This window comes from Halobacillus alkaliphilus, assembly GCF_900113125.1.
Taxonomy (GTDB): domain Bacteria; phylum Bacillota; class Bacilli; order Bacillales; family Halobacillaceae; genus Halobacillus; species Halobacillus alkaliphilus.
On the sequence record NZ_FOOG01000044.1, the window covers coordinates 17763 to 28694 of the forward strand.

Below are 10932 nucleotides of genomic sequence, written 5' to 3' on the forward strand. Positions count from 1 at the left end.
AATGAGAAAATACATACGAAACCAATCAAAGATATGCTACTATTTAAAACATAATAAATGATTAGTTCCATGCGGAGGTTCCCAAACGTGCTGCCAAAAGAAGTAACGATCAAGTACATTGCAGAGAAAGCCAATGTTTCGATAGCCACGGTATCCAATGTTATTAATGAAAAAGGAAGAGTATCCGAAAAAACGGCTGAACGAGTTCGCGCGGTCATTCAGCAATACCGATATCAAAGTAATTTAGCCGCGAAAAATTTGCGTACGAAGAAATCATATTTATTCGGTGTGGTAGTTTCTGTAACTCAGCCTGAACGAAAACTTAAAGATAATCCTTTCTACTGGGAATTGATCTCAGGAATTGAAGCAGAAGCGAGCGGTTATGAATTTTCCATCGTACTGAAGGGTATCGATTCAGCTGAAGAATTATCTGCGTTTATTAATCAAAGAAACCTGGATGGTGTGATTATTGTTGGAGCTGAAGAGAACTCCTCATTTGTAAAAGTAGCTGAGGAATCCAATATTCCCGCTGTTTATATCGACAGTTATCTGGAGGATGTAAGTCTGTACCAGGTGCGTATTGATGACAAACAAGGAGGCGCCGCTGCTGCTAAGCACCTTCTTCAACTAGGACATCGAAAGGTAGCCATTCTGTCAGGGAAGCTAACCTATAATTCGGTCAACCACTTTAGGTGGGAAGGTTGCAAAGAAGAATTATCAGCCTTCGACTGTTATGATGATTCACTCCTAATTGAAACTGACACTTCAGCCCAAGGTGGCTATGAAGCTGCGGATGATGTGATCGAGAACTTCCCGGAAATCACAGCGGTCATATGCTTCTCCGATATTACTGCTCTCGGTCTGTACAAGCGTCTGAATGAAAAAGGGTACGAGATACCGAAAGACCTTTCCATTACTGGATTTGATGGAGTTTATTTTACTGACTACATGCTTCCGAAGCTTACTACAGTTAAGCAGGATGTAGGGGAGAAGGGAGTAACTGCGGTGAATTTACTTTTTGAACAGATAAAAAGCAATTCATGGCCGGTTGAAAACCGCCGAATCTCACTCCCAGTTTATCTGGTTGAAGGAGAAAGCACGGCCCCTCTTTAATAAACCAAAAAGCACCCCTCATTATACTGAAGGATGCTTTCTTTTTTTATATCAGTTCGCGTAATTCATTAAGCGAAACTTCCAGCTCATTTTCTGGCTGGTCAATCGGGTAAATTCGCGCTGTGGCATTTTTTTCATCGACGTGTTGGATGTATATCCGCTGATTATTAAAGGAAACATGAGCCATTACAGGGGATGCAGCTATTTCTTGAGCACGTTGTTTGTTCATTAAGCAGGAAAACCTCCTTTTTGATAGCTTGTGCTGCCAGGGAAAGACTATTCTTTAAGGAAGGGGTTCCATATCAGAAATACATTAGGGATTGTAGCTTAGCCTAAAAATTTTATAAAAGTAAGGAAGAAATGAAACGGTTTAACTAACAATTCGTAAAGGAAAAGAGAAACAAAATAAATTATTATTAGTAGGAGTCGGTTTGATGGAAAATCATAAGTTTATGTATTGGCTGGGTGCAGTTCCTATTGTCTCTTGGCTACTTTATTTTCTAGGATACTCGAATAAATATAAAACGGAAAAAATTGTGGAAGCTGTAATTCTGATTGTCATATTAACCGTAGTTTATTATATTTCAGTAATGCTTTACTTTAAGCTTCTGAAACGATAAGGGCGATGGGCGTGTCTGGACTTGCTAAGGCTTCATTTAGTTTGTGTTTCATAACATTTTTCTTCATTAGTATAGCCGCAGTCTTTTTTTACTCAATATCGTGGATTTCCTACGGGATCATTTTTTTAGTTATTCCTGTTTCGCTCGCAGGTATTGTTTTGGCTGCTCAAGGATTTTTTAAGGAAAAAGAAAAAGGGAATAAAGTTGTGCACGGATTATGTCTTCTCTTATTATCTTTATTGTACCTAGTTCCGGTGGCTCTTATGTTAGTGATGAATATTAGTCCATAAATTGATGTTTAATAATACTTGATATCCCCTGATTTTATCGGGAGCGGAAAATTTAACTTAACATCTAATACCTCGAAGATCTTAGAAGAACCTTCTTAAAAAGGGAGAAGTTTTATGAAGAAAATGTTATCTTATATTTCAGCTTTGTTTGGAGTTTTCTATATTATTTCATTCGTCTATGCGTTACTTGAATATGGAGAAATCAGGGTATTTGATCTTGCTGCTATTATCATTTTATTCTGGGCTTCCTCACTGCTTCGACGAAAACACTCTTATAAGCAAGAGGTAAATGCTCGAGAGTAGGTTGTCGAGCTATTAAATAAAAATCTTAAAAAAACATAAGTCTTGCAAGCCTAAGCATAATAAGACTAACTTAGGTTATGAAGGAAAGGATAGATTGGATCACTTTATAGGCAAAATAAATTCCTAAACCCAGTAAGAATAGACTTGAACATACTGAGATCGCCCTCAGTATTCGTGGTTTCAGAATACCTTTGCTAAAATGAACGGTAAGAGCTAAATTTAAATTCCATAATCCTACTCCAATAAAAATGGCACTGCTTATATAGAAAGCTTTTATTAAATTATCTTCCTGAAAAGTGTCACTTAAAGCGGAACCATAGATCCCAAGCCAAAACAGAATATTTAATGGATTAAAAGCTGCCAGGGATAGACCGGTGAGGTAAGAGCGAAGGAGTCCAATGCGTAAATCTTCTTCCCGGTTGGGTGAAACAGTAATATTATCGTTTTTGGTAAAGAGGCTTTGTAACCCCGTATAAGTTAGGACGAGAGCGCCTAGAATTAATAGCAAGATCTGAACCGAACTTAAAGTCAAGTATCCAGATAATCCCTTATACATCATGAACATTAGTGTGAGGTCAGCTGTCATTCCTCCTGCTCCTACAAATAAGGAAGGCCAGAATCCCTGGTAAATTCCCCTTCTGATAATTTCTAAATTTATCGGTCCAATAGGAGCAGCAATTGATAAACCTAGAATGATTTGTCTGATCAATAGTAAAAACATGGCATGTCCTCCTTATATACATTAAATGAAAGAACCATGTTATTTAGAAGGACGAAAAACGGCTGCCAGCACATCTTTTTAAAAATAAAGAGTACGGCCAAAAGAATGAAAAAATCTTCATAATAAAAAAGGTTTTCACGAGTATAAATATACTTGTGAAAACCTTTTTTATTTATAAGGATGACTAATTACAGACCTTTAATAAGCATTTTATCCAACTCTCGAACTTGATCATAAGCCTCTACAAGTTCTTCAGGGACAAGGGTTCTTCCATAATCCCAGGCATTGGTTTCTATGATGGATTTTAATTCTGCAATCTCTTCATCGCCACCGTACATGAGTGTTCTCAGGTCGTGTTTGTGTTTCTTAAAAGTAAGGTAGTAGCCTATCTCGTGATATAGCATAATTTTCACAAGGTTTTCTTCGCTCTCTTTTACTTTAACCTTACTCATATAACCATTTACTTCAAGGTAATGAAAGCGGATAGTATTTGTAGAAACATTGTAACTCATTGGTGCTGAGAGACTATTGTTAGATTCGTAGTTTATATCTAAGCGATGCTGTTCTAAAGTAGTTTTAATGATCTCCTCGATATCCCATATGTATAGCATTTTGTTCATCACAACCCTTTCAAATCATATTTCGATCCACTGTATAAAATTTACCCTATAATTTCATAATATAATCGAAATTCGTATCAATTGAAACTATGACAGATCTCATCCGAAAATTCAAAGTACAGCTAGTCCAAAAATTCTTTTCTGTCTGCGAGGCGCTTTGGTCTAATACTGACTTCATGAAGGAAACAGGAATTAGATATTTTCATATAAAAAAAAGCCTGTTATCCGTTATTAGATAACAGGCTTTAGTAATAAACAACTTAGGTGACCCAACCATGTAAGAATCATCCTAGATCCTACACATTTAATTAACTTGCTCATACTCAGAAGAATGATTCTAAGGAGAATTCGTTTCCTTCTTCATCTTGGTTAAGTCATTTTATAAAAATGGTAACAGGTTGTTTCAACAGGTTGACTACCTCTTCAAAAAAAGTCTCCTAACTTGCTTGAAGGGTCATGGTCTGACGAGTGAAACGCAGTGGCTTTAATCCACCTATAATTGAGCGCAGTTTCTGACTCTGACCTTAGTTTGGGCTGATTGCATCCTTTACACAGGAAAAGTGTTCCCTTTACTGTCAGTCTGAGTCAAGGTTCGCTTGGAAACGAACTCGCGATGGTTGAGCCACCTAAGTCGTTTAAATTATTTCTTATCTTCTTTACACTCTTATTATAACACTACTTTAGCGGTTTTGAAAAGGTAATTTGTGTCGTATTTGTTAACGTTTACATTAGTTTAAGAAAACGAAGCAGAATCCAGGCAGGCGGGAGCCTGCTTCGTTGGTTAGTGAGAAATATGATTTAAAATCTGCCGAGCACGGAGTACTTGCGCTTGAGAGGGAGGTTCAATTCCGTTCAGCTGATAAGTCAACCCTAAATTCTTCCATTTATAGACTCCCATAAGGTGATAAGGAAGAACTTCAACCTTTTCTACGTTGGATAGTGTTTGAATGAAATCAGCTAAGCCATGTAAATATTCTTCTTGATCATTAATCGTAGGGACCAGTAGGTGGCGAATCCAAACGGGTATGTGATTATCAGATAAATAGGTGGCAAAATCTAGAATATGAGCGTTGGAAAGGCCTGTTAAATCTTTGTGTCGCTCTTGGTGAATATGTTTCAAGTCAAGCAGCACCAGGTCCGTATAGGTCAGTACTTCATCCAGTTTCTCAAGAAAATGGGGAGCACGATTAAAGCAGCCTCCTGAAGTATCAATAGCTGTATGAACATTAATCTTTTTCAACTCTTTAAATAGTTCGGCTAAAAAATCAATTTGAAGCAATGGTTCTCCTCCGCTCACTGTCACGCCTCCTCCGGTAGCCTGGAAAAAGGGGAGGAAATCCTTAATATCCTGGAGGATTTCCTGGACAGTCATTTCTTTTCCACTCCTTATCTTCCAGGTATCAGGATTGTGACAGTACTGACATCTAAGCAGACAGCCTTGAGTGAAAATAATGTAACGGAGGCCGGGTCCATCAACAGCTCCACAAGTTTCTATAGAATGAATACGTCCGCTCATATGGTCCGCCTCCTTTAAGGTAACGGGATTATTAATTGTTCACTAAAACGATTCTTCCGTTGATTTTACCAGCTTCAAGTTCAGCGAATATTTCATTAATATCTTCTAATTTTTTTGTCTCCACGATGGTTTTTACTTTTCCTTCAGAAGCAAACTGTAAAGTCTCTTGCAAATCCTTTCTGGTTCCAACAATGGACCCTTCAATACTGACTCCATTTAACACCGTATCGAATATTGGAACTTCCATCGTTTCCGGAGGCAGTCCAACCGCTACGCATTTACCACCGCGTTTAACTGCCCTGTAGGCTTCACCGAAGGCTTGTTTAGAAACAGCCGTACAAATAGAAGCCTGCACGCCTCCGGTTTCCCGTTGGATAAACTCTGCAGAGTCCTCAGTTAGTGGGTTAATGGTCTTGTCTGCGCCTAGTTGTTGTGCCAATTCCAATTTTTCATCAAACGTATCAACAGCTATAACGTTAAATCCCATAGCCTTGGCGTATTGAACAGCTACATGTCCAAGTCCGCCAATCCCATAAATGGCTACCCAATCTCCAGGTTTGGCATTTCCTACTTTTAAAGCCTTGTAAGTGGTTACCCCTGCACAGAATAGAGGAGCCGCTTCAACGTAAGTCAAATTATCTGGAATTTTGACAATGTAATCTGCATGAGCGAGGCAGTACTCAGCATAACTGCCGTCTACAGAGTATCCTGCATTCTGTTGATCTTTACAAAGTGTTTCGCGTCCTGAAAGGCAGTATTCACAATGGCCGCATGCGGAATAAAGCCACGGGATTCCTACCCGATCGCCAACTTTCACATGGGTGACACCAGGCCCGGCCTCTACAATTTCTCCGACCCCTTCATGACCGGGGATTAAAGGCAGCTTTGGTTTTACAGGCCAATCCCCATGGGCTGCGTGTAAGTCTGTATGACATACTCCGCTAGCTTTAACTTTCACCAGAACTTGGCCATGTTCGACTTTGGGTACAGGTACATCCTGCATTTCTAAATTTTGTTTAAAATCGTGCACAACAGCTGCCTTCATTGTATGGTTGAATTGGGTCATTTGAGTTCCTCCTTTTGAGCTCATTCCTATTATTCTTATAAGTTGTTATGGAAAGTACGGGAGATAACATCCTGCTGCTGCTCCCGAGTTAGTTTAATAAAGTTGACAGCATATCCGGAAACGCGAACGGTAAGCTGTGGATATAGTTCAGGATGTTCCATCGCATCCATAAGCGTTTCCTTATTAAAGACGTTTACGTTTAAATGATGGCCACCTTTTATTACATAACCGTCAAGCAGTCCCGCGAGATTGGAGTATTGTGTGCTTACTTCTTTTCCTAAAGCATGAGGGACAATGGAAAATGTATTAGAAATACCATCGAGCGCATAGTCAAAAGGAAGCTTTGCAACTGAACTTAATGAGGCAAGCGATCCGTGAGAATCCCGGCCGTGAAGAGGGTTTGCTCCTGGAGCAAAGGGTTCACCAGCTTTGCGGCCATCTGGTGTACTCCCGGTCAGTTTACCGTACACGACATTGGAAGTAATGGTTAAGATGGACTGAGTCGGTTCAGCTTTTCTATACGTGTGGTGAGTTTTAATTTTGTTCATAAACTGCTTTGTAAGATTTACAGCAATTTGGTCCACACGGTCATCATTATTTCCATATTGGGGATAATTCCCTTCCACAACGTAATCGACTGCCACTCCTTGTTCATCACGGATCACTTTTACTTTTGAGTGTTTAATAGCACTTAAAGCATCAGCTACTACGGATAAACCTGCTATACCGCAAGCCATTGTACGGTGAACGTTACGGTCATGAAGCGCCATTTCAATACGTTCGTAGCTGTATTTATCATGCATGTAATGAATAACATTCAACGTATTTACATAAAGACCTGCTAACCATTCAAGTATGTTATTGAATCTTGCCATTACTTCATCATAATCCAAGTACTCTGTAGTGATCGGTTTGTAAGGTGGAGCAACTTGAATTTTTAACCGTTCATCGATCCCGCCGTTAATGGCATAAAGCAGGGCTTTAGCAAGGTTTGCCCGGGCTCCGAAAAATTGCATTTGCTTGCCAATTGCCATCGGGGAAACACAACAGGCAATGCCATAATCGTCACCGTACCGTTCTCTCATTACATCGTCATTTTCATATTGAATGGAACTCGTCTGAATCGACATTTTTGCACAATACTTTTTAAAGTGTTCTGGCAGTTTTACTGACCACAGGACAGTTAAATTTGGTTCAGGTGCCGCTCCTAAATTAGTTAATGTATGCAGAAATCGGTAAGAATTTTTAGAAACAAGTGGCCTTCCATCAAGCGCAACCCCTGCTAAAGACTCGGTTACCCAGGTCGGATCTCCACTAAATAACTCATTATACTCAGGAGTTCTCGAAAACTTAACTAGACGGAGCTTCATTATAAAATGGTCTACGAGTTCCTGAGCTGCTTGCTCAGTTAAAAGACCATTCTCTAAGTCTCTTTCAATATAGATATCCAGGAAAGTAGAAACACGTCCCAGACTCATAGCAGCCCCGTTCTGTTCTTTAATCGCTGCAAGATATCCTAAATATAACCATTGGAACGCTTCTTGAGCATTCTCAGCAGGGCAGGATATATCAAAACCATAGGAGGATCCCAGCTGTTTTAACTCTTGAAGCGCTCTAATCTGCTCACTTGTTTCTTCACGATCTCGAATGATTTCTTCGGTCATAGTGTTTTCCATCAGCAGTAAATCTTGCTTTTTGGCGGAAATAAGATGGTCAACACCATAAAGAGCCACTCTGCGGTAATCTCCTATAATTCTTCCACGCCCATATGAATCGGGGAGACCAGTGACGATTCCAGCTTTCCTTGCAAGTTTCATTTCAGGGGTGTAGGCATCAAAAACTCCTTGATTGTGTGTTTTCCGATACTTGGTAAAAATGGTTTCTACTTCTTTATCCAACTGAAAACCATAAGCTTCTGCTGCTGCGGAAGCCATTCGAATTCCGCCATAAGGTTGTAACGAACGTTTAAAAGGAGCGTCTGTCTGAAGACCTGTCACTTTTTCTGCTGATTTATTTAAGTAACCTGGTCCATGAGAGGTAATAGAAGATACGATTGTAGTGTCCATATCTAAGACGCCGCCATTTTCCCTTTCCTGTTTAGATAAATCTAATACTTGATCCCATAAACGTAACGTCTCTACTGTCGGCTCTGTTAAAAACTCCTCGTTTCCCTCATAGAGAGTAAAATTCTTCATTATAAAATCACGTACATTAATTTCATCCTGCCACTTACCACCTTGAAAACAGTACCATGGGTCTCCTATTTTCCTATCATCGAGAATCCTCATTTCAATTAACCACCTTTCTAATTAGAAATCACATGTGAGCGGGTGAAATAGACTTGTGCAATGGTGAGCAATCACTTTCTTACTTTGATTATATACTAACTAATCTCATTAAGAATCCTTTTTTGTAAACGTTCTCAAAATGTTCAATTCTATTTCAGAAGGAAGCAGAACGATTAGCTTCCAGAGAATTTTTTAAACAGAAAAAAGCTAATGCTTTATAATCAAGCTAGACGGTAACCAATGTTTTGGAAACAATAATGTATAAACATACGAATGAAGGGATGGTTTTATGAGAAGAGTGCAAGTCAACTTATATGATGAAAGGTGGCCTTTCAGATATGAAGCAGAAAGAAAAAAATTACTTCAGATTTATCAATCTGAAGTAATCGATATTTTTCACATCGGCAGTACTTCTGTGGCAGGTCTAAAAGCGAAGCCTGTTATTGACATAATGCTTATCGTTAAAGATATAGAACGGGTTGACCAGTGTAATCAGCAAATGAGAACAATAAATTATGAGCCCAAGGGAGAGTACGGAATGACAGGACGTAGATTTTTCCAAAAAGGAGGGGATCAGCGAACGCATCATGTGCATGTATTTGAGCAGGGAGACAAGAACGTTACCCGTCACCTTGCATTTCGAAATTATCTACGCTCCCATTCAGAAGTGAGAGAAAAGTATGGAAATTTAAAGCACCGTTTAGCCATGCAGTTTCCTAATGATTTGGATTCATATATAGAAGGTAAGGCAAACTTTATGAGCGAGATAGAAAAGAAAGCTTTGGAATGGTATGAGTCTCACTAATTTGAAGGACAATCCTATTTAGCGAGATAGTTTATTTATGATTTTAATAAGGAAAACAATTAAAGATACCACAATATCCCCCAAAGAGGAGTGATTTACATTAATTTATTTTTAAATCAAGGTAAAGTAGCAGTAGTTACAGGTGGAGGAAGCGGCATTGGCCGGGTAATGGCTGAAACGCTGGCCGAAAGTGGCGCCGATGTTGTGCTGCTCGGAAGAACGAAAGAGAAATTAGAAAAAGCGGTACGGGAAATAGAAGAGATTACTGATGTTCGTATAGACTTAATGGTCTGCGATGTGACGGATAATGAAGCGATTAAAATAACAACCGAGCAAATACATAAGGATTACGGTCGGATTGATATCTTAGTAAATAATGCAGGGACCACCTCGCAGGGAACGGTTCATACACTTAGTGAAAATGACTGGAATCATGTGATGGACACGAATTTGAAATCAGTATTCTTCATGAGTCAGGCTGTTGTTCCTTATATGAAAGAACAAGAGTATGGTCGGATTATTAATACAGCCTCTGTAGCCGGCGATGTGAGTTTGTATTTCAGTTCTGTCTATGGAACTAGTAAAGCAGGCGTAATTCATCTGACCAAACAACTGGCTGGTGAATTAGCGGGGAGTAACATCACAGTAAATGCGATTAGCCCCTGGTTCTTTAAAACAGATTTTAATCGAGAAAAATTGGAGAATGATGAATTTAGAACTATGATTGAAAATAGGACTCCTATGAAGCGACTCGGTCAGTTAGAGGAACTCAAGACATCAGTTCTCTATTTTGCTTCAAGAGGGTCCAGTTACACGACAGGCCAGAATATGTTTATCGATGGAGGCATGACAACCTTCGGCCTGTGATACTCTGTTCTCCTAGAACTGGAAGGATTTCTATCCTTCCAGTTTTTTAAGTCCTTAAACAAACTACCTTATTATTCTTTTGGCTCTGTGAAACTTCCGTGTTGATATTACAGTAAAGCTCCCATTACTTGAAGACTTGATTTCGAGACATTTGTGAGAATTAGGTCCTCCGGGGGACGATTTCGCTTTCCGGCCCTGCACGACGCAGGGTCGTTCGACGTTGCCACACGAAGTGGCGGTCTTAGTCGAACATCCCCTGCGCTGAGCTTCCTCGGGCTTAACAGCCCTGCGGGATCTCACCGATCATGTTCATCCCGCAGGAGTCTACATCGTCCCCCTCCGGACCTTGCGATATATGGAGCTCGAAATCACTTAAGACATCGTCAGCTTTATGAAAAAAATCATGGGATTATGATCATTCTATAACGATGAAAAGTCCTGTTATACAAGCATTTATGCTTAATTGAGAAGGAGTTCATTCTCTCGTGTAGAAGGGTCCGTTTTGCTCCTGTAGCAGGGCTGGTGGGGAAATGGCGAGACTCCCTGGTTAAAAGCGGAAGCACCTTGGTCAGCGGCGTATGGACTGGACTGAGCTGGCGGAGATAAAGGAAACACGAAGAGCGGAGAGATTCGATGTTGACTTATCGTACAGAAGTGAGGGAAGTCTCACTAGCCGCTAGGTGCTGGAGCTGGATAGCACTCATCGTTGTTTATGTCCTGATT

Annotated in this window: 11 protein-coding genes; 5 read left to right on the plus strand and 6 right to left on the minus strand. The window is 39.9% G+C overall.

All coding sequences use genetic code 11. The features are described from left to right. Positions 1–87: 87 nt before the first annotated feature. Positions 88–1113, plus strand: a complete 1026-nt coding sequence (locus BMZ06_RS17375; protein ID WP_175477922.1) for a LacI family DNA-binding transcriptional regulator — start codon at positions 88–90, stop codon at positions 1111–1113. Between the two features lie 46 nt (positions 1114–1159). Here the strand turns inward: BMZ06_RS17375 and BMZ06_RS17380 are convergent, their stop codons facing one another. Further along, entirely contained in the window at positions 1160–1342 is a 183-nt protein-coding gene (locus tag BMZ06_RS17380; RefSeq protein WP_089753993.1) for a small acid-soluble spore protein H, read from the minus strand. Between the two features lie 205 nt (positions 1343–1547). Here BMZ06_RS17380 and BMZ06_RS17385 point away from each other — a divergent pair, with 205 nt between their 5' ends. Both BMZ06_RS17385 and BMZ06_RS17390 read left to right on the plus strand, forming a co-directional pair. After that, entirely contained in the window at positions 1548–1733 is a 186-nt protein-coding gene (locus BMZ06_RS17385; RefSeq protein ID WP_089753995.1) for a hypothetical protein, read from the plus strand. A 404-nt stretch (positions 1734–2137) separates the two neighbouring features. Further along, positions 2138–2326 (plus strand): hypothetical protein, encoded by a 189-nt coding sequence (locus BMZ06_RS17390; RefSeq protein WP_089753997.1) that lies wholly within the window; start codon positions 2138–2140, stop codon positions 2324–2326. A gap of 70 nt (positions 2327–2396) precedes the next feature. Here BMZ06_RS17390 and BMZ06_RS17395 read toward each other — a convergent pair whose 3' ends face one another. The 5 genes from BMZ06_RS17395 to pflB all read right to left on the minus strand — a co-directional run bounded on the left by BMZ06_RS17395 (position 2397) and on the right by pflB (position 8537). Next, a complete protein-coding gene (locus BMZ06_RS17395; protein WP_089753999.1) occupies positions 2397–3047 on the minus strand; it encodes a LysE family translocator in 651 nt (216 codons plus the stop codon). Between the two features lie 188 nt (positions 3048–3235). Next, positions 3236–3658, minus strand: a complete 423-nt coding sequence (locus BMZ06_RS17400; RefSeq protein ID WP_089754011.1) for a hypothetical protein — start codon at positions 3656–3658, stop codon at positions 3236–3238. Positions 3659–4448: 790 nt separating this feature from the next. Further along, complete coding sequence (gene pflA, locus BMZ06_RS17405; protein ID WP_089754002.1) at positions 4449–5183, minus strand: pyruvate formate-lyase-activating protein; 735 nt, start codon at positions 5181–5183, stop codon at positions 4449–4451. Between the two features lie 31 nt (positions 5184–5214). Next, a complete protein-coding gene (gene adhP, locus BMZ06_RS17410; protein WP_089754013.1) occupies positions 5215–6228 on the minus strand; it encodes an alcohol dehydrogenase AdhP in 1014 nt (337 codons plus the stop codon). A gap of 56 nt (positions 6229–6284) precedes the next feature. Further along, positions 6285–8537, minus strand: a complete 2253-nt coding sequence (pflB, locus tag BMZ06_RS17415) for a formate C-acetyltransferase (protein WP_089754004.1) — start codon at positions 8535–8537, stop codon at positions 6285–6287. Between the two features lie 289 nt (positions 8538–8826). On the opposite strand from pflB, the gene BMZ06_RS17420 reads away from it, so the two are divergent. Next, on the plus strand, positions 8827–9342 hold the full coding sequence (locus BMZ06_RS17420) for a GrpB family protein (RefSeq protein ID WP_089754005.1): 516 nt from the start codon (positions 8827–8829) through the stop codon (positions 9340–9342). 90 nt (positions 9343–9432) lie between these two features. Further along, positions 9433–10209, plus strand: coding sequence for an SDR family NAD(P)-dependent oxidoreductase (locus tag BMZ06_RS17425; protein WP_089754007.1), 777 nt, complete (start codon positions 9433–9435; stop codon positions 10207–10209). Positions 10210–10932: the final 723 nt, after the last annotated feature.

What these genes read in the sequence shown, in the direction of transcription:
- pflA (WP_089754002.1), bottom strand. Translation starts at nt 5,183, where the DNA reads ATGAGCGGACGTATTCATTCTATAGAAACTTGTGGAGCTGTTGATGGA.
- adhP (WP_089754013.1), bottom strand. Translation starts at nt 6,228, where the DNA reads ATGAAGGCAGCTGTTGTGCACGATTTTAAACAAAATTTAGAAATGCAG.
- pflB (WP_089754004.1), bottom strand. Translation starts at nt 8,537, where the DNA reads ATGAGGATTCTCGATGATAGGAAAATAGGAGACCCATGGTACTGTTTT.
- BMZ06_RS17390 (WP_089753997.1), top strand. Translation starts at nt 2,138, where the DNA reads ATGAAGAAAATGTTATCTTATATTTCAGCTTTGTTTGGAGTTTTCTAT.
- BMZ06_RS17400 (WP_089754011.1), bottom strand. Translation starts at nt 3,658, where the DNA reads ATGCTATACATATGGGATATCGAGGAGATCATTAAAACTACTTTAGAA.
- BMZ06_RS17385 (WP_089753995.1), top strand. Translation starts at nt 1,548, where the DNA reads ATGGAAAATCATAAGTTTATGTATTGGCTGGGTGCAGTTCCTATTGTC.
- BMZ06_RS17395 (WP_089753999.1), bottom strand. Translation starts at nt 3,047, where the DNA reads ATGTTTTTACTATTGATCAGACAAATCATTCTAGGTTTATCAATTGCT.
- BMZ06_RS17420 (WP_089754005.1), top strand. Translation starts at nt 8,827, where the DNA reads ATGAGAAGAGTGCAAGTCAACTTATATGATGAAAGGTGGCCTTTCAGA.
- BMZ06_RS17380 (WP_089753993.1), bottom strand. Translation starts at nt 1,342, where the DNA reads ATGAACAAACAACGTGCTCAAGAAATAGCTGCATCCCCTGTAATGGCT.